The following is a 16,936-nucleotide window of genomic DNA, read 5'->3' as shown; positions in this document are numbered from 1 at the left end:
ACCGGTCGCATGGCCAACATCTTCACATCGCCACATTTTCACATTAACTAACACCATCCACTTCCATTGTTTTATCAATTTTCATCACCAACCCCTGCAATACCTTTCCAGGCCCCGCTTCGGTGAATTTTGAAGCTCCGTCTGCAATCATTGATTGAACACTTTGCGTCCATCTGACAGGACCAGTGAGTTGATCGATCAGGTTTTGCTTTATTTCTTCTTTGTCAAATACAGCTTTTGCCGCCACGTTTTGATAAACCGAACAGGTTGGATTGTGAAAATCTGTTGATTCAATAGCTGCTTGTAGTTCTTCTTTTGCTGGCTCCATTAACGAGGAATGAAATGCGCCGCCAACAGGCAAAACCAATGCTCTTTTTGCTCCTGCGGCTTTCATTCTTTCGCAGGCTATTTCTACTCCCTTTATTGAACCGCTTATTACCAACTGACCCGGACAATTATAATTTGCAGCAACAACCACCTCGCCAGTTTCTTTTTGAACTTCTGCACAAATCGCTTCTACTTTGTCATCAGCAAGCCCAAGTATAGCTGCCATCGTGGAGGGATTTAATTCACAAGCCCGTTGCATAGCTTTAGCCCGGATGGCTACCAATTGTAAGGCGCTATCAAAACTCAAAACACCATTAGCCACCAATGCAGAAAACTCTCCCAACGAATGACCGGCTACCATATCCGGCTTAGATCCTGAGCCAGTCGAAGGATCAATACTTTTAAAAGCAATAATCGAATGTAAAAAAACTGCCGGTTGGGTTACGTTTGTTTGTTTCAGATCTTCCTCGCTACCATCAAACATGATATCAGAAATGCGAAAGCCCAACACTTCATTAGCCTGTTCAAATAATTTTTTAGCAAAAACACTGTTGTTATAATGCTCCCTGGCCATTCCTGGAAACTGTGAGCCCTGACCGGGAAAGACATATGCATGCTTCATATTAAGGTAGTTATTAAAACAAAAATGCCACAAAGGTTTTAAGAAAAAAAATCTTTGTGGCACAATAACCAGGTATTTCCAATAAAACTATTAAACCCGAAGTCATCCCTTTTATCTGCGACTGAGATCGGATGAAACAAGCTTCAAAAATTCTGTACGGGTTGAATTTTTTTGAAATTCCCCATCAAATGCCGAGGTAGTGGTCACAGAATTCTGTTTTTGAACTCCTCTCATCATCATACACAAATGCTGGGCCTCAATAACAACGGCCACCCCCAGCGGGTTAAGCGTTTCTTTGATCGCATTCATGACCTCAACGGTGAGCCGTTCCTGCACTTGCAAACGTCGTGCATATACATCCACTACCCTTGCTACCTTGCTCAGACCCGTGATCCATCCATTGGGTATATAGGCTACATGCGCCCTTCCAAAAAAAGGAAGCATATGATGTTCGCACATGCTATATATCTCAATATCCTTGACCACAATCATTTCGCTGATTGGCTCATGAAATTTAGCTGAGTTGAGAATAGCACGGGCATCGGACTGATAGCCCTGGGTCATATACTGCATGGCCTTGGCCAATCGTTCAGGGGTTTTATGAAGACCTTCACGCTGGGGATCTTCACCAAGAAAACCTAAAACTTTGCGGTAGCTATCTATCAAACCTGAAGTTGTTTCCTCGTCGTAATGTTCTGTTCTTTTATATGCCATATTGCTGGTTTGAACTTATTTTATGAAAATACAGCAACATTATTTATGCCGGGTATTCAACAAAATTCCTGGGAGTTTCATATAACCTTACCTGCAAGTCCATTTTTTTATCAATATGCGGACGCAATAACCGGTAAATAATAATTACAATATTTTCAGCTGTTGGATTAAGATTTTTGAATTCTTCTGTATCGAGGTTAAGGTTTTTGTGATCAAAACGGGAATGTATTTCTCTTTTTATCAGGTCAGAAAGTGTTTTCATGTCCATCACATAGCCAGTGTCAGCATCTGGCTCCCCTACCACTTTTACTTCCAGTTCGTAGTTATGGCCATGATAATTAGGCAACGCACATTTTCCAAACACCTGGTCATTGGTAGCGTCATCCCATCCGGGATTGTATAGCCGATGCGCTGCATTGAAATGCTCCCTTCGGAAAACAGCTACCTTGTTGCTCATACTTTCAATTTACGAAATTACATATAGGGTAACGTTTCAACTATGCAAAAGTTGAGTTACCCATTAATCCCCGAAATACTCTACATAAATACGTGGGGTTTCATACAGCCGTATGCAATGAAGTTTTATTGTCTGCGGCAAATGCGGGGTTAATTGCTCCCAGATTGCAATGGCGAGGTTTTCAGTACTGCACATTTTTCCCTTCATAAACTCCACATCCACATTTAGGTTGCGATGGTCCACTTTTTCTATCACATGATCCCTGATAATGTTGCTGAGTTTTTTTACGTCAAACACGAAACCGGTATCAGGATCCGGATCGCCCTTAACCGTTACATGCAAATCATAATTGTGACCATGCCAGTTTTCGTTGGCACATTTGCCAAACACCTCCTCATTCTTCTCATAGCTCCAGGCTGGATTATAAAGCTTGTGTGCGGCGTTGAAATGTTCGTTTCTTGTTAAGTAAACCATGCTTCACTTATTATTTTCCTCTCAGCATTGGGCGGAGGAATGGATGAGGCCAGCCATTTGGCAGGCAGGCGCAAAGGTAAGCGAATTTGACTTTCAGAAAGTTCGATTAGAAAGCTTGAGTTTATCCTAATTTGGCAGTATAAAAATACCTTGTATATGAAAAGAACCTGCTCACTGCTTATCCTGTTACTCATCATGGCAGGCATTACTACTGCTCAAAATATGGTGATGAAGATAGATGGTGTTCCCGGAGAAAGCCTGGCCGCTAAGTTCAAAGATAAAACAGAGCTATTAGCGTTTATATTGGAAGGCACTTCTCCGCAAGCAATCGCAACAGGTGGTGGAATGGCCGCAGGCAAACGCAGTTATAAACCTGTGATAATACTTAAGCAATCGGGAGCCGCCAGTCCTGTACTTTTTCAAAACTTCTATATGGGCCGGATGATCAAAGATGTGGCTATTGAGTTTTATAAACAGGACAGAACAGGCGTTCAAACATTAGATTATGTCATTACTTTAAGAAACGTAAATATTAGCGGCTTCAAACAATTCTCAGGCTCCGTTAAGAATGAAAAATTTAATGTTCCAGGAAATACCATACTGTATGATGAAATAGAATTTAGTTTCCGTGAAATCGTAGTTGACCATAAAAGATCGGGAGTTATCGTACAGGATAATTTGCCACGCTAAGCATATTAATTTATCAATACCTTTGCCCTGCCAGTTGAATCAAACTGGCATTTTTGTTATCATGACCTGTTTATTGGTAGCCGCCACGAGTTTTGAGATTTCGCCTTTTATTGAATCTTACAGGAATTCAAACAATCAATTTCCCGGCAAGCATGATCTGGACATTTTAATAACGGGTATAGGCTTGACTGCAAGTACCTACTCAATTACCAAACAAATAAACCTTAAACGACCTGATATTGTTATACAGGCAGGTGTTGCCGGTTGCTTTGACAGAAACATTCCTTTGGCTTCGGTTTTTACTATCAGGCAAGACAGGATTGCTGATCTCGGGGTAATGGAAAAAAATGAATTCAGAAGTTTGTTTGATTCAGGTCTTGTACCTCCTGATCACTACCCGCATACCCGCGGATGGCTCGTTAATAAAAGCGAGGCTTTTAAAAAAACAAAGCTTAAGAAAGTGAAAGCAATATCAGTAAATGAAATAAGCACCCAAAAAAGGCGAATTAAATTTTACGAAGAAAGTTTTGATCCGGTATTGGAATCTATGGAGGGAGCGGCTCTCCATCATGTGTGTTTGATGGAAAAAATTGAATTCATTCAACTCAGGAGTGTGTCCAACTATGTCGGTGAAAGAAATAAAAAAAACTGGAAGCTTCAGGCTTCTATTAACAGCCTCAACATTGAATTAGCAGATCTATTAAAAATAATTGCTGTGCTCTGATTAACATTGATGAAAATTATAACATAGAACAACTATGAAACTGACGCTTGGTTTTTCTCCCTGTCCAAATGATACTTTTATTTTTGATGCATTAGTTAATAACAAAATTGATACGGAAGGCCTGGAATTTGAAGTAGTATTGGAAGATGTTGAAACACTCAACCAATGGGCTTTAGAGGGAAAACTGGATATTACTAAATTGAGTTTTCCCGCTTTTTTTCAATCGTTAGATAATTATACGCTACTTAGTTCAGGAAGTGCATTGGGAAAAGGAGTTGGCCCACTCTTAATTTCAAAAAACCAAACTGAAGTCAACAGTAAAAAGATTGCAGCCAGTTCCATTGCAATACCCGGCTTGAATACTACAGCCAATTTATTATTGAGTTTTGCTTTCCCCGATGCTAAGAACAAAAAACCGATGATTTTTTCTGCTATTGAAAACGCTGTTCTGATGGAAGAGGCAGAACTTGGAGTTATAATTCATGAAAACAGGTTTACCTACCAGGAAAAAGGTCTGCATAAAGTGCTGGATCTTGGAAATTATTGGGAGGAAAAAATTAAAATGCCTGTTCCATTAGGTGGTATCGCCATTAGTCAATCTATAAAAAGGTCAATAGCCTTGCAAATAAATAAGCTGATCAGAAAAAGCCTTGAATATGCTTTTTCAAATTATCCGTTTATAAGCGATTTTGTGAAACAACATTCACAGGAGATGAGCGAAGAAGTCATGAGAAAACATATTGACTTGTATGTAAACAACTACTCACTGGATTTGGGTAATGATGGCAGGGAAGCGGTCTGGACGCTTTTTAATGTCTACCAAAAAACAAATGGCATTACTGGAAGCAGTAGTGAAGAAGTACTATTTCTATGATGCCAGAATTATTTATTTCCAAATTGGTTCCAGGAGTTTTTGAAAAATACTGGAAGAAATTTTATTGGTATAGGTTTTATCTCTAAATCGCTTTACCCATTTGATCCCGGAAATAGCATTGGTTAAAAAAACTTCATCTGCCGAGGAGAGATCATCAACTGACAAGCCGGTTTCTTCAATAACCAGGTCCACCCCGCTTCCCTTAGAATTATCAAGCAAAAATTTTCGCATCACTCCGTTTACGCACCCTTCACTTAAGGAAGGTGTTTTTAATTTATCACCTTTTACAATAAAAATGTTTGCGACAGAGCTATCAGCGATGCGGCCGTGTACATTCAAAACGATTGCATCATTCAGTTGATTCTCTTTTGCATGCAGGGCCGCCATGACATATGGCAAAAAATTGGCTGACTTAATAGTTGAAAACTTATCGCAACTCTTCCTGGTATCGGGGCATACGTCGATGACTAAGCCATTTTCGTTTAGATAATTGAATGAATCATTTAATGGCCAGCATTCAATAAGATACTGTAAATCGCCGAGGCTTTCGTTTATACCAGCATTTCCCCGAAAAACCGAAAATCTCACCCGGGCCAACTCATCACATCTATTCTTTGCACACAGCGATACTATTTCTTTCCTGATTTTATCCGGTGTAAACAATGATGGAATTGCAAAGTGCATCATTGCCAAACTTTGAAATAGTCTTTCAAAGTGATAAGACTCTAAGGAAATTTTTTTATTGACCACTTTGATTGTCTCAAATAACCCATCTCCATACCGGTAGCTCCTATTATCCGCCATTAATAAAGGAGCTGCACCTCCTACAATTTTCCCATTCAGGCATATATAGTTCATGGGCTGAAAGTAAAATAAAAAAGGTCATCCCGCAAAAGAGATGACCCTATAAGCAATTAGTCAGAGATGCAGTTATGCTTGTTCTACCAAACCGGCTTTTACGGCATACATTACCAGGCCTGCCATAGATTTTGTTCCGGTCTTTGTTTTTAATTTATCACGGATTGCCTCCACAGTTCGGGGACTCAGGTCTACTATATCAGCAATTTCTTTTGTACTTTTTTCGTCGCACATCAACTTCAAAATAGTTATTTCTTTATCCGTTAGCTGCACGTCTTGTGGCATAGATGATTCGGCTGTACGTTTTGTACGAAGGCCGCTCAACAAAGCTTTATTAGTAAGATCATTGAAAAAGAAATCCTGCTCATATACGGCTCTGATGGCATCGTAGATCATTTCGGATCCTGATTCCTTTGTCAGGTAGGAATTGGCCCCGATTTCCATCATTCTTGAGATAACCGAATGGTCATTATGCATCGAAAGCATAATTACTTTTACACCCGGATAAAGTTTCTTTATTTCCGGCAATGTAGTTAAACCATCCATGATTGGCATTTGGATGTCCAGCAAAACTACATCCGGCTGAATGTGGCGTAATAGGTTTAGTAATTGCATGCCGTTCTCGGCTTCTGCGACCATTTGAATATCTTTCCTGCTTGACAGTGAAGTTTTTACGCCAGTACGGAAAAGAGCATGATCATCAGCAATGGCTACTTTGATTAAGGAGTTAGATTCTGGGTTTTTCATGGATCAATTTAAATTTGTAAAGCTATAGGGTTTGGTATTTGTTCTACGAATGCAAGTTGAAAAATTCCTGCAATATATACCATAGTAGAAGTACTTGATTTCAAATTTGTGGAAAGTACCAGTAGGGCTTCTACTCTGATTGACACGAAAAATAACTATGCATTAGTACAGTCTATTTACTATTCTCACCGTAAAAGCCGATAAGATTAAATTGAGAAGTTGTGCTCTTGTCCACACTACAGTGTGGATATATTTTTGTCTCAGAAAGTTGATTATATCGGAAGATCGTTCCCCATCATCCAATGTCCAAACCGTCCAGAAAAGTCATTCCCAATCCTTTGAAAAACCCTGAATGATTCTCCTTTACTAATCAACTTTCTGTTTTTATAGTTATCAACCTGTTTTTTGATCCGTTCTTTTATGGAAAACTGTCAAACTAAAACCGGAAGCCATTAGCCTTTTCCTATTATTACTCAAAGCATAATAAATTTTTTCTTTCATAACAGTAACGTTCAGAGCCCCTTCGAGAGAAGGGGTTTCTTTATGGAACAGTTTTACCAAATGAAAAGATTATTATGAAGGCTTTTTTTGAGCAACAATATAAGCCCTTGTATCGCCCAGGCTAAATTTTTTTCGTCCCGGCACACTATAAACATCTTTCGTGCTGAAGCCAGCTTCTGAAAGTATTTGTTCAGTTTCAGCAATTGAATAAATGTAGTCAATAGCTTTTTTAAACTCTACGTTTCCATGCTGATCAAGGATCATGTGTTCGGTTTCAATTCGGGAAGGCTGAAGCAAATATTTGCTCTCGGTTATAAGCTTGACATCGCCGATTTTATTCCATTCCCTATCCTTAAATTTATTAAAAACAATCTCAGCCAACATCCAGGTATTGATAAAAAGAAAACCGTCTTCTTTCAAATGCGAGAAAACTGTTCTTAAAATTTTAAGTGTGTCCTCTTTATTAAAAAAGCAAAGACTATTGCCCATACATATTGCCAGGTCAAAAATGCCTTCAGGGGTATAGTTCAGTATATCAGCCTTAACCGGGAAAACGGGAAGCTGCTCCTGGACAACTCTTTCTTTTATTTCGGAAATATACTCGTCCAAATTATCCACTGCTGTAACCTCTATACCTTTTTGCCCCAATGCAATAGCATGCCGGCCGTAGCCGCACATCATATCCAGCACTTTACTCCCCTCTTTAAGATTAAAATATTGCTGAATAAAATCGGCTTCTTTTAATGAGAATTCAGGCGGAATGATTGCCCGCCATATATCTTTATAGTAGCCGTCGAAATAGGTATTATTAATGTTTTCCATTAAGAATTTGTAAAAATATTCGGCACCAGAGAAATTACACGCAAATGAATAGAATTACTCCAAAAGTTTATTTCTCATCGCATACATTACTAATCCTGCAATGGTTTTGGCCCCCACTTTTTGCTTCATGTTTTGACGAATGGTTTCAATGGTCCGCGGGCTGAGAAAAACCTCTTTGGAAATTTCTTCAGTAGTCTTGTCCTCGGCAATAAGTTTTAAAATCCGTATCTCCTTTTCTGACATTTTTACCGGGTTGGGATAAAATTGACGAACCGTTTTTTTATGCTGCAGTTTCAATAATACGGCTTTATTAACTAACTCATTAAAGTAAAAATCATCGTTCATGCAGGTAAGGATGGCCTGGTATATTTCATCAGGATCTGTTGTTTTTGTGAGATAAGCATTGGCACCCATCTCCATCATTTTCGTAATCATTTCCTGGTCGTCATACATGGTGAGCACAATTATCTTAAGTGCCTCGTACTCCTTACGGATCATGCTGATAGCATTAATGCCATCTACTTCCGGCATCCGAATATCCATGAGTATCACATCCGGCAATTTGAGCTGCAGCTTATGCATAAGGTCCTTTCCGTCCTCCGCCTCCCATAATATCTTTAAATACTCCCGGTCTTTTAATGCCATTCTGATTCCGTCGCGGAAAATTTTATGATCATCGGCGATTGCAATTTTTATCTCCTGGCTATGCATTACAACTTTGATTTTAAGCAGTCAATTAATGAATGGTGATTTTTCGATTCCAAATGTAGTTTTTTTTGCATTTCTTATTTGTTTCGTTTTCAAATTTTTGGGCGATATAATTGAGCATGGATATACATTATATTACATTTTAATATAGGTGCTTCATATTTTCAAATGAGTAGAATTTGTCGGAAGTCTACTACAATGACGGTAAAAAAACTGAGTTTTTAAAAGCAGCAATACTGCTCTTGTTCACATAAAAATGTGGATATAGTTTTGTTGCAAGTTGATTGACGAAGATTAGCAGCATCCAATATCCTGACCGGTAAACCGTCCATAACAAGATTTCCAATTATCCATTGAAAACCTGAAGCAAATCCAATGTCAATCAACTTATTTTTACTTTTCCACGCTAAGTTTTAAATAGCCCCAATTTTCTTTTTCCTTCTCTACTCTTCCTATAGGAAATTAACTTCGTTAAACTACTCGCTAAAATAGTGAAAATACTGTCTATGATTCGAAAAAATACCCTATTTTCGAAAGTATGTTTACTTAGTAAATAGTCTACGATTCTTTACTGTAAAGGGTTTTGTTCGATTCTAATGGTTTACCAACAAAAAGAACCCCATGGAATTCCCCCCTTGCAATGTCAATTTTTACATCCAGAATCGATTCTTGAACTAAAAAAAACGTTACTGTTATGAAAAAGGCACTGAAAAATTCACGCATCCTTATCGACGTTAAAGACCTTTCGGTTTTCGTATGGGAAGACGCTGAATAAGCTAATTGAAAGTTTCAATTTCTGAAAAGTTTTTCTATTTTTGGACAAAATCCATATAATAGAAAAGCTTTTTTTACATATACTTATCTACTCCTATTTGCTTCTCCCCCTCATCTTTATTTTATTTAGAAGTAAAAGAAATATCGATTTGATTATTGGAGTTTACGGAGTTGTCTTTTTTACTTTTCTATTCCTTCAGGATAGATATCTTATTCCTAGAGGAATGTTACGATTTTATCAATCGTTTTATACTTTTTGCGAATATTCTTTTTTGACCTATTTGCTTTTCCAAAACATTGCGATTAAAACTTTTAGAATAATAATATTAATTCTATCAATATTTTTTACAGGTTTTTTGACTTACTATTATTTAAGCAATCAGCTGGCCAAGCTTGATTCAATATCCGTAGGAATTGAAACCGTTTTAATTTTCATCTATATATCATTTTACTTTTACCAGAGCTTTAAGAGTGTAAATAATGAATATATATTCAGCCAGCCAGGCTTTTGGTTATCTCTCGGCATTCTTATTTATCTTGGCGGTACTTTTTTCTTTAATATTCTGGTTAATCATATCGATGAAACTCAAATTAAAAAATATTGGTTCCTGACTTTTATAGCAGATACTATTAAAAATCTGTTTTTTTGTGTTTCTATCATCGTATATGCCCGCAACCGTCATAAGCAAAAACTTCCACCCAAATCTGTACCTTACCTAGACCTTGACATGAATTAAAACCCTACCCACCCAACCACGATATGTTTTTACTACAAGCCACCAGCCCATCTTCAGGAGTATCCTCCGTGCTTTTTATCGGCACAATGGGTATGCTTGTATTAACCGTTGGACTGGTGTTATTTATAATTTTCCACCAGCGTAAGGTATCCCGCTACCAACGTACGCTTCAAAAAATGGAAGAGGAGCAGCAAAAGATACTTCTTGATGCATCAATAAGGCTGCAGGAAGAGGAAAGACAGCGCCTTGCTGCCGATCTGCATGATGATGCCGGCCCTTTGCTGGCAACCGCCCGTCTATACCTCAATGAAAACCTGGTAAACCAGGACAAAGCAACCCAATTGCAAGCCATTTTCCAGGCAAGACAAATAATTGACGATACTATTCAGCTGGTCCGGAATATCAGCCACAGCCTTATGCCGCCCACATTGAAAAATTTCGGGCTTGAGTCTGCCATCAATGATGTTTTTCAAAAAATCAGTGGCTCAGGCAGCATGAATGCCAGTAGCCGCTTCCATGACTATAAGGACAGGTTAAAACCAGAAAAGGAGCTGATTATTTTTCGCATCGTCCAGGAGCTTATCAATAATATTTTAAAGCACAGCAGTTCCAGCTTTATTCATTTGACACAGAACGTGCACGGCGATAAGTTCTACCTCCGGATACATCATGATGGAAGAGGTATCATTCAAACTGATTTTGACAAACTGAATAAAAGTAATATCGGGCTTGGCCTGAAAAATATTAGCAGCCGCCTGCGTGTAGCTAAAGGGAATATTTATTTCGAAAAGGATATTTCGCAAACGTATTATAAAGTAACCATTGAATTACCTAAGGACGATCCATACGAGTAGTTGCTAGTTAGTTGCTGATTATTTGCTAATTTCACCCCTTATCTGAAACTATGGGAATCATTAAGGTAGCTATTGCTGACGACCACAAAATTTTCCGAAAAGGAGTCATCCTTTCATTGCGTCCATTTACCAACATCAAATTTGTACAAGAGGCAGAAAACGGTGACGAATTGCTGAGTGGGATTGCACAATCTGAGCCCGATGTTGTGCTAATGGATCTTCGCATGCCGGGTAAAGACGGTATCGAGGCCACTAAATTTATCAGCAAGCAATACCCCAACATAAAAGTGCTGGTTCTGAGTATGTACGAGGATGAGCGTTTCGTTTATCATCTCATGGAGAACGGGGCAAACGGCTATATGCTGAAAAATGCTGATCCCCAGGAAATACGCAGAGCAATAATGGAAGTGTATGAAAAAGGCTACTACCTCAACAACTTTGTCAACCGAATTCTTTTAAAGAAATCCCACTCCCGTCAAAAGGTGGTGCCATCTCTTAATAATGAGGTTACACTGAGCGATAAGGAGAGAGACGTGCTCCGCTTTATTTGTATGGAATTTACCGCTCAGGAAATAGCCCAAAAAATGGAAATAAGTCCCCGGACAGTTGAGGCGATTAAAGATCGACTTATGGAACGATTTGGGAGCAAGAATACCGCCGGGCTGGTTTTTTTCGCCGTAAAGAATAACCTAATCGACTAAGCCTTCCCTTCAAACCTGATTTAATTCACCATATCGGCCTAAAAACTCATCTCGGGAACTTCGTCTTCTATTACGAGCTTACCGGCTGTTTTTGCCTTTATTTCATCAATACTTACACCCGGAGCTCTTTCAAGTAGCCGAAAACCTTTTGGCGTCACATCCAGTACCGCCAACTCTGATACAATCCTCCTGACACATTTCAGCCCGGTTATTGGAAGGGTGCATTTAGACAAAAGCTTGGATTCGCCTTTTGGATTGCTATGCATCATGGCCACTATAATATTTTTGGCACTTGCTACCAGGTCCATTGCTCCACCCATGCCCTTAACCATTTTCCCGGGAATCTTCCAATTAGCTATGTCCCCTTCTTCACTTACCTCCATGGCTCCTAAAACAGTTAAGTCGACCTTGCCTGCCCGAATCATCCCAAAACTCATCCCTGAATCAAAGAAAGCAGAACCGGGAATCGTAGTGATGGTTTGTTTCCCCGCATTAATCAAATCCGGATCTTCCTCTCCCTCCAACGGAAATGGTCCCATACCCAATAAACCATTTTCACTCTGAAATACCACGCTAATCCCCTCAGGAATGTAGTTGGCTACCAGGGTAGGTATCCCAATTCCCAGGTTTACATAATATCCATCTCTCAATTCCCTGGCAATGCGTTGGGCAATTTGTTCTTTGGTTAACGCCATTTTTTACAATTTTTTTCTTACGGTTCTTTGCTCTATTCTTTTTTCATAATTAACTCCCTGGAATATCCTGTGAACGTAAATACCGGGAGTATGGATATTGTTAGGATCCAGCGAACCGGCAGGTACTAATTCTTCCACTTCAGCGATGGTAACCTTGCCGGCCATTGCCATAAGTGGATTAAAATTTCGGGCTGTGTCTTTATAAATTAAATTACCGTGTGTATCACCTTTCCAGGCTTTTACAAGAGCAAAATCAGCTTCGAAAGCGTATTCCATCAGGTAATCTTTTCCTTTAAAATTCCGTACCTCCTTTCCATCAGCGACCTCTGTTCCTACACCGGCAGGAGTATAAATAGCCGGTATGCCATAACCTGCGGCGAGACAACGTGTGGCTAATGTACCTTGAGGAATTAACTCCACTTCCAACTCTCCGCTCAGCAACTGGCGTTCAAATTCAGCGTTTTCACCAACATAGGAAGCAATCATTTTTTTTACCTGGTGTTGTTTCAGCATTAACCCAATTCCAAAGTCATCGACACCGGCATTGTTGGAAATGCAAGTCACGTGCTTCACTCTCTTTTTTACTAATGCTGAAATACAATTTTCCGGGATACCACACAAACCAAACCCTCCCAACATTATTACACTCCCATCCATTATATCAAAAATGGCTTCATCGGCATTTGCAATCACTTTTTTCATAGCAAAACTTAAGTATTAAACTGCCCTTATATTTTTCTTTTGTATTCTTCGCTTCCTGATCGAATCTATGATTCTGTTTTGAATTTCGCTCTTGAAAGGAGGTGGAATTCTTTTTTTAATAGAATCACTAAGAATGGTAGAATCTTTAGTTGGCTTAGGCGGCCTGATCGGCATTGTTTTCTTGCTTAATGAATCCAATAGCTCTCTCATTAAATCGGGATGAGACTGGTAATAAGAATAGCTTCTTTCAAACTCTTTTTTTGTCGTTTTATGCAATTGATAAACTTTATTGTACCATTTTTCGCTTTCGGCTATCTTATCAATTGACGAATCTTTATTAAAAACAAAACCATTCAGAAATTCTGCAGTACGGCTCATGTCCCAAACCACTTCCCGCATTTTTTGCCTGGACAAAATTCCTGCTGGAAGTTTATCTTTATTGGAACAGCTAAATACAATTGGAAAGATCAAACCAACTAATAAAAACTTCCTCATTTTAATTCTTTATATGCCATTGCGTTGGTAATATCCAGTTTGCTTAAAATATCTCTTATCCTGGTTTTTGTATCTGCATTTGCACGGCTAAAAACCTTCACCAATTCAGTGCTCTTTCCCTGGAAAAAAAATTGCATGATCATGGAATTGGGGTTTTCGGTGTTGATAGTGTTTAAGAAATTTAGAGAATTGGAAATTCCACTTCTTGCCTGCTCTTCATTTTCATAAAACAAATCCATGCCGGTTCGATAATAAGCATAAATCGCATCATGCATTAATGCAAATCGATTGTTATTGAGATTTTCAGCTAACCAATAACGGTTCCTGATATTTTCGAAAGATCTCCATCCCGTAATATCCCTGCTTTCGGGAGCATTGTTTACAATATTCCATGCTTTTTTAAAATACGCATCACCTCCCCGCAACGAAAAAGATCCATAGTCAAATCCCAATATGATATTGATATAATAAGCAAAAATTGCGGGCAGATTTGCAGCGGAAGGATCACTTCCCTGCACCCGATTTTCATTGAATTCAATAGGCTGAAATTCCTGGTAGCGAAACACGACGTCATCATCCAGAAAGTTAATAATTGGAGAATTATAGGAACTATTGAAAATAGGTCTCGCAGCCTGGATAGTAAGTTTTCCTTTATATAAATTATTGCCTAAATCCTGCTCAACGTTTAATAAAAAATTACATTGGATCTTTTCACCGGGCTGAAATGCGTCATTAGTCCATTTTCTGTTATTGACGAAATTGTTCAAAGCAGTCTGTAAAGTTTGAAAGATATTTTTATTTACCTGGGAACCGACCTTGCTCGATAAAACAGAAACCCGGGCCTGAAGTTCCTGCGCCCTTGTCTCATTTATAAGCACAATCGCAATAAGAAAAATAAACAATACTCTTTTAAGCATAGTATGAGTTTATAATTGTATCCACAATATCTTTCGCTACTTCACTCTTTGATTTGGTATCAAATAATATCTCCGTACCATTTTTTTGAAAGATGGTAATTTTATTAGTATCGTGTCCAAAGCCAGCACCGGCGTCATTCAATGAATTGAGAACGATCATGTCTGCATTCTTCTTATTCAGTTTTTCCCGCGCATAGTCTTTTTCATTCACAGTCTCCAGGGCAAAACCAACCAATATTTGATTGTCTCTTTTTATTTCACCAAGACTTTTTAAGATGTCTTTGGTTTTCGTAAGTTCAACTACAAGGCCGTCGTCCTTCTTTTTAATTTTCTGATCTGCCTTTGTAACGGGAGTATAATCAGCTACTGCAGCTGCCATGACGGCAATATCTGTTTTTTCAAAAACCTCGTGACAGGCATGGTACATTTCATCAGCTGAAGTCACTTTAACAAGATGTATCCTATTTGAGGGAAATGATATTGGAGAAGGGCCTAATACCAACGTTACCTCTGCCCCCCTTTGGCGTAATTCCTCAGCGATAGCAATACCCATTTTTCCGGATGAATGATTACCAATAAAACGAACCGGGTCAATGGCTTCGTATGTAGGACCTGCCGTTACCAGGGCTTTTTTACCTGCAAGTGGCTTGCTTGAAAAAAAAATGTCAGTAATAAACCGAAAAATCTGATCAGGCTCCGCCATTCGTCCGTCACCAAACAGGCCACTGGCCAACTCTCCCTTTACAACCGGGAGTATAGTGTTGCCATATGATTGTAACAACCGCAAATTGCTCTGTGTAGAAGGGTGATGCCACATGTCTTCATCCATTGCCGGAGCTACAACTACCGGACAAATTGCCGAAAAATAAGTAGCCATTAACAGATTATCACATTGGCCATGGGCCATTTTTGCAAGAGAGTTACAACTTAACGGAGCTATCAACATAAGGTCGGCCCAACGCCCAAGCATGACGTGGTTAGCCCAGGTTTGCTCATCAAACAAATCTATTAGTACCGGATTTTTGCTCAGCGTAGACAAAGTGAGTGATGACACGAAATCTTTAGCGGACGGGGTCATAATTACCTTTACCTCCGCTCCCTCTTTGATCAATAATCTTACAAGATAAATAGCTTTATAGGCAGCGATGCTGCCGGATATACCCAATAATATCTTTTTCCCATGTAGCATCGTCTTCCAAAATTATCTATTTGCCCATAAAATACAAAAGCGATATAGCTGTCACCATATCGCCCAGAGTATTATTGTACTTATCTAGCTTAGTCAAATAATTGATCTTCTCCTTTGCGGAAATAGATTTTATCATCCATAAACTCCTGCGTGGCCAATAAGGCAGGGTTTGGCATTCTTTCGTAGGCGCGGGAAATTTCTATCTGCTCCTTATTTTCATGGATTTCTTCCAGGCTATCTGTATGGCTGGCAAATTCATCCAGTTTGTTATGAAGCTCTTCCTTAAGAGATATGTTTATCTGGTTTGCTCTTTTTGCAACAACGGCAATAGACTCATATAAATTGCCAGTCTTTTTCCTCAGGTCATCAAGGCTTTTTGTTTCCACATTGTTGGCAATACCAGCACTAAGCTGACGTCTTAGCTTGCTCATTTTTTAAATTTTTAATATTAGTTTGAGATAAAGTCATGTAGTCTTCAACATCTTTGCGCAACTTACTTTCAGGAAAACGGTCAACAAAATCCTCACACTCGTTGATCACTTTTTCAAATCGCTCCGTTTTCTTTTCCTCGATGCTCATTTCAGCGTACCGAAAATACGATTTTATGATCATAAGCTTATACTCATCGGCTTGTGGGGATTCGGGAAACCCATTTAGCAAAGCCGTAAAGGCAACTCCAGCAGCTCTGAATTGCCCCATATCAAAGTATAGCTTCGCACTTTTATAGTCTTTTATCTCCAATTTCCCCCTGCATACGTCGATTATTTCAGAAGCCTGTTTATTTCTTTCCGAGCCAGGATGAGTATTGATAAAAACCTGCATCATTCCCATAGCCTTGATAGTATTGGTTTGATCCAATTCCGGCTTCGGCGATTGTTTATAAAAGCTATAAGCCCTCATATAATCCATTTCCTCAGCCTTGGGGCTATTGGGGAAAATTTCGAGGAACGTTTTAAAGAGATTTTCTGCATTTAAATAATCAGCCTGGTTATAGGCACAGTATGCATATTTATAATAGATGTCCTGAAATTCGGGTCTCGTTTTATAAAATGGCATTACATCTTCGTATAAAACCTGTGCTTTGCTATATTTTTTTTGAACGAAATATTTTTCAGCTATACGCAACTTGTATTCGGGATCAGGGCTTTTAAGTACTTTATTAATACTTTTTCCTCCGCAGCTTGCTAATAAAACAGTTATCAGTAATACCGGTATAAAACGCATAAAGGTGTGCAAAGTTAATGGATGGCAACAAAACTTATGTAAAAAAGATAAGTTGCCAAAATCATGCAGTTAAGGTTTTGATAAAGCCAATATGAAAAACCCTCCCGCAAAAGCGGAAGGGTTTGTATAT

General features: G+C 38.9%; 21 protein-coding genes. 6 read left to right on the top strand and 15 right to left on the bottom strand.

Going from position 1 to position 16,936, the window contains the following annotated elements; translation table 11 throughout:
- Positions 1-43: 43 nt before the first annotated feature.
- The 4 genes from fabD to P2W73_RS02840 form a co-directional block, all read right to left on the bottom strand.
- The gene (gene fabD / locus P2W73_RS02855; RefSeq protein ID WP_276500473.1) at positions 44-949 is read right to left on the bottom strand and encodes an ACP S-malonyltransferase; all 906 of its coding nucleotides are present in this window, start codon (positions 947-949) and stop codon (positions 44-46) included.
- Positions 950-1,060: 111 nt separating this feature from the next.
- Complete coding sequence (gene folE / locus P2W73_RS02850; protein WP_276500472.1) at positions 1,061-1,663, bottom strand: GTP cyclohydrolase I FolE; 603 nt, start codon at positions 1,661-1,663, stop codon at positions 1,061-1,063.
- A 43-nt stretch (positions 1,664-1,706) separates the two neighbouring features.
- Positions 1,707-2,120: a 6-pyruvoyl trahydropterin synthase family protein gene (locus P2W73_RS02845; protein ID WP_276500471.1), complete on the bottom strand. Its 414-nt coding sequence runs from the start codon at positions 2,118-2,120 to the stop codon at positions 1,707-1,709.
- Positions 2,121-2,183: 63 nt separating this feature from the next.
- On the bottom strand, positions 2,184-2,594 hold the full coding sequence (locus P2W73_RS02840; RefSeq protein ID WP_276500470.1) for a 6-pyruvoyl trahydropterin synthase family protein: 411 nt from the start codon (positions 2,592-2,594) through the stop codon (positions 2,184-2,186).
- A 156-nt stretch (positions 2,595-2,750) separates the two neighbouring features.
- Here P2W73_RS02840 and P2W73_RS02835 point away from each other — a divergent pair, with 156 nt between their 5' ends.
- The 3 genes from P2W73_RS02835 to P2W73_RS02825 all read left to right on the top strand — a co-directional run bounded on the left by P2W73_RS02835 (position 2,751) and on the right by P2W73_RS02825 (position 4,882).
- A complete protein-coding gene (locus tag P2W73_RS02835; protein WP_276500469.1) occupies positions 2,751-3,284 on the top strand; it encodes an Hcp family type VI secretion system effector in 534 nt (177 codons plus the stop codon).
- Positions 3,285-3,345: 61 nt separating this feature from the next.
- Positions 3,346-4,008, top strand: coding sequence for a futalosine hydrolase (gene mqnB, locus P2W73_RS02830; protein ID WP_276500468.1), 663 nt, complete (start codon positions 3,346-3,348; stop codon positions 4,006-4,008).
- 34 nt (positions 4,009-4,042) lie between these two features.
- Positions 4,043-4,882: a 1,4-dihydroxy-6-naphtoate synthase gene (locus P2W73_RS02825; RefSeq protein WP_276500467.1), complete on the top strand. Its 840-nt coding sequence runs from the start codon at positions 4,043-4,045 to the stop codon at positions 4,880-4,882.
- Positions 4,883-4,894: 12 nt separating this feature from the next.
- Here P2W73_RS02825 and P2W73_RS02820 read toward each other — a convergent pair whose 3' ends face one another.
- The 4 genes from P2W73_RS02820 to P2W73_RS02805 all read right to left on the bottom strand — a co-directional run bounded on the left by P2W73_RS02820 (position 4,895) and on the right by P2W73_RS02805 (position 8,521).
- Complete coding sequence (locus tag P2W73_RS02820) at positions 4,895-5,740, bottom strand: aminotransferase class IV (RefSeq protein WP_276500466.1); 846 nt, start codon at positions 5,738-5,740, stop codon at positions 4,895-4,897.
- Positions 5,741-5,812: 72 nt separating this feature from the next.
- Entirely contained in the window at positions 5,813-6,487 is a 675-nt protein-coding gene (locus tag P2W73_RS02815) for a response regulator transcription factor (protein ID WP_276500465.1), read from the bottom strand.
- A gap of 573 nt (positions 6,488-7,060) precedes the next feature.
- Positions 7,061-7,810: an SAM-dependent methyltransferase gene (locus tag P2W73_RS02810; protein ID WP_276500464.1), complete on the bottom strand. Its 750-nt coding sequence runs from the start codon at positions 7,808-7,810 to the stop codon at positions 7,061-7,063.
- Positions 7,811-7,864: 54 nt separating this feature from the next.
- The gene (locus tag P2W73_RS02805) at positions 7,865-8,521 is read right to left on the bottom strand and encodes a response regulator transcription factor (protein ID WP_276500463.1); all 657 of its coding nucleotides are present in this window, start codon (positions 8,519-8,521) and stop codon (positions 7,865-7,867) included.
- 812 nt (positions 8,522-9,333) lie between these two features.
- On the opposite strand from P2W73_RS02805, the gene P2W73_RS02800 reads away from it, so the two are divergent.
- From P2W73_RS02800 to P2W73_RS02790, 3 genes are read left to right on the top strand one after another with little or no spacing between them, the layout of a single operon-like run.
- A complete protein-coding gene (locus P2W73_RS02800) occupies positions 9,334-10,029 on the top strand; it encodes a hypothetical protein (RefSeq protein ID WP_276500462.1) in 696 nt (231 codons plus the stop codon).
- A 23-nt stretch (positions 10,030-10,052) separates the two neighbouring features.
- Complete coding sequence (locus P2W73_RS02795) at positions 10,053-10,883, top strand: sensor histidine kinase (protein WP_276500461.1); 831 nt, start codon at positions 10,053-10,055, stop codon at positions 10,881-10,883.
- Between the two features lie 50 nt (positions 10,884-10,933).
- Positions 10,934-11,584, top strand: a complete 651-nt coding sequence (locus tag P2W73_RS02790; protein WP_276500460.1) for a response regulator transcription factor — start codon at positions 10,934-10,936, stop codon at positions 11,582-11,584.
- Between the two features lie 38 nt (positions 11,585-11,622).
- Here the strand turns inward: P2W73_RS02790 and P2W73_RS02785 are convergent, their stop codons facing one another.
- The 7 genes from P2W73_RS02785 to P2W73_RS02755 all read right to left on the bottom strand — a co-directional run bounded on the left by P2W73_RS02785 (position 11,623) and on the right by P2W73_RS02755 (position 16,806).
- Positions 11,623-12,279 carry a CoA transferase subunit B gene (locus tag P2W73_RS02785; protein WP_276500459.1) on the bottom strand — a complete coding sequence of 219 codons (657 nt, stop codon included), beginning with the start codon at positions 12,277-12,279 and terminating at the stop codon, positions 11,623-11,625.
- A gap of 3 nt (positions 12,280-12,282) precedes the next feature.
- Positions 12,283-12,981, bottom strand: a complete 699-nt coding sequence (locus P2W73_RS02780) for a CoA transferase subunit A (RefSeq protein WP_276500458.1) — start codon at positions 12,979-12,981, stop codon at positions 12,283-12,285.
- A 15-nt stretch (positions 12,982-12,996) separates the two neighbouring features.
- On the bottom strand, positions 12,997-13,476 hold the full coding sequence (locus tag P2W73_RS02775; RefSeq protein WP_276500457.1) for a DUF4296 domain-containing protein: 480 nt from the start codon (positions 13,474-13,476) through the stop codon (positions 12,997-12,999).
- A complete protein-coding gene (gene porD, locus P2W73_RS02770; protein WP_276500456.1) occupies positions 13,473-14,393 on the bottom strand; it encodes a type IX secretion system protein PorD in 921 nt (306 codons plus the stop codon). Before porD ends, P2W73_RS02775 begins: the two co-directional genes overlap by 4 nt.
- A complete protein-coding gene (gene coaBC / locus P2W73_RS02765; RefSeq protein WP_276500455.1) occupies positions 14,386-15,582 on the bottom strand; it encodes a bifunctional phosphopantothenoylcysteine decarboxylase/phosphopantothenate--cysteine ligase CoaBC in 1,197 nt (398 codons plus the stop codon). The genes porD and coaBC overlap by 8 nt, the downstream gene beginning before the upstream one ends.
- An 89-nt stretch (positions 15,583-15,671) precedes the next feature.
- Positions 15,672-16,013, bottom strand: a complete 342-nt coding sequence (locus tag P2W73_RS02760) for a DNA-directed RNA polymerase subunit omega (protein WP_276500454.1) — start codon at positions 16,011-16,013, stop codon at positions 15,672-15,674.
- A complete protein-coding gene (locus P2W73_RS02755) occupies positions 15,988-16,806 on the bottom strand; it encodes an outer membrane protein assembly factor BamD (RefSeq protein WP_276500453.1) in 819 nt (272 codons plus the stop codon). Before P2W73_RS02755 ends, P2W73_RS02760 begins: the two co-directional genes overlap by 26 nt.
- Positions 16,807-16,936 lie beyond the last annotated feature (130 nt).

It is taken from the genome of Terrimonas pollutisoli, assembly GCF_029360765.1.
Taxonomy (GTDB): domain Bacteria; phylum Bacteroidota; class Bacteroidia; order Chitinophagales; family Chitinophagaceae; genus Terrimonas_B; species Terrimonas_B pollutisoli.
This window is presented reverse-complemented; position numbering and strand designations above follow the sequence as displayed.

What these genes read in the sequence shown, in the direction of transcription:
- fabD (WP_276500473.1), bottom strand. Translation starts at nt 949, where the DNA reads ATGAAGCATGCATATGTCTTTCCCGGTCAGGGCTCACAGTTTCCAGGA.
- folE (WP_276500472.1), bottom strand. Translation starts at nt 1,663, where the DNA reads ATGGCATATAAAAGAACAGAACATTACGACGAGGAAACAACTTCAGGT.
- P2W73_RS02845 (WP_276500471.1), bottom strand. Translation starts at nt 2,120, where the DNA reads ATGAGCAACAAGGTAGCTGTTTTCCGAAGGGAGCATTTCAATGCAGCG.
- P2W73_RS02840 (WP_276500470.1), bottom strand. Translation starts at nt 2,594, where the DNA reads ATGGTTTACTTAACAAGAAACGAACATTTCAACGCCGCACACAAGCTT.
- P2W73_RS02835 (WP_276500469.1), top strand. Translation starts at nt 2,751, where the DNA reads ATGAAAAGAACCTGCTCACTGCTTATCCTGTTACTCATCATGGCAGGC.
- mqnB (WP_276500468.1), top strand. Translation starts at nt 3,346, where the DNA reads ATGACCTGTTTATTGGTAGCCGCCACGAGTTTTGAGATTTCGCCTTTT.
- P2W73_RS02825 (WP_276500467.1), top strand. Translation starts at nt 4,043, where the DNA reads ATGAAACTGACGCTTGGTTTTTCTCCCTGTCCAAATGATACTTTTATT.
- P2W73_RS02820 (WP_276500466.1), bottom strand. Translation starts at nt 5,740, where the DNA reads ATGAACTATATATGCCTGAATGGGAAAATTGTAGGAGGTGCAGCTCCT.
- P2W73_RS02815 (WP_276500465.1), bottom strand. Translation starts at nt 6,487, where the DNA reads ATGAAAAACCCAGAATCTAACTCCTTAATCAAAGTAGCCATTGCTGAT.
- P2W73_RS02810 (WP_276500464.1), bottom strand. Translation starts at nt 7,810, where the DNA reads ATGGAAAACATTAATAATACCTATTTCGACGGCTACTATAAAGATATA.
- P2W73_RS02805 (WP_276500463.1), bottom strand. Translation starts at nt 8,521, where the DNA reads ATGCATAGCCAGGAGATAAAAATTGCAATCGCCGATGATCATAAAATT.
- P2W73_RS02795 (WP_276500461.1), top strand. Translation starts at nt 10,053, where the DNA reads ATGTTTTTACTACAAGCCACCAGCCCATCTTCAGGAGTATCCTCCGTG.
- P2W73_RS02790 (WP_276500460.1), top strand. Translation starts at nt 10,934, where the DNA reads ATGGGAATCATTAAGGTAGCTATTGCTGACGACCACAAAATTTTCCGA.
- P2W73_RS02785 (WP_276500459.1), bottom strand. Translation starts at nt 12,279, where the DNA reads ATGGCGTTAACCAAAGAACAAATTGCCCAACGCATTGCCAGGGAATTG.
- P2W73_RS02780 (WP_276500458.1), bottom strand. Translation starts at nt 12,981, where the DNA reads ATGAAAAAAGTGATTGCAAATGCCGATGAAGCCATTTTTGATATAATG.
- P2W73_RS02775 (WP_276500457.1), bottom strand. Translation starts at nt 13,476, where the DNA reads ATGAGGAAGTTTTTATTAGTTGGTTTGATCTTTCCAATTGTATTTAGC.
- porD (WP_276500456.1), bottom strand. Translation starts at nt 14,393, where the DNA reads ATGCTTAAAAGAGTATTGTTTATTTTTCTTATTGCGATTGTGCTTATA.
- coaBC (WP_276500455.1), bottom strand. Translation starts at nt 15,582, where the DNA reads ATGCTACATGGGAAAAAGATATTATTGGGTATATCCGGCAGCATCGCT.
- P2W73_RS02760 (WP_276500454.1), bottom strand. Translation starts at nt 16,013, where the DNA reads ATGAGCAAGCTAAGACGTCAGCTTAGTGCTGGTATTGCCAACAATGTG.
- P2W73_RS02755 (WP_276500453.1), bottom strand. Translation starts at nt 16,806, where the DNA reads ATGCGTTTTATACCGGTATTACTGATAACTGTTTTATTAGCAAGCTGC.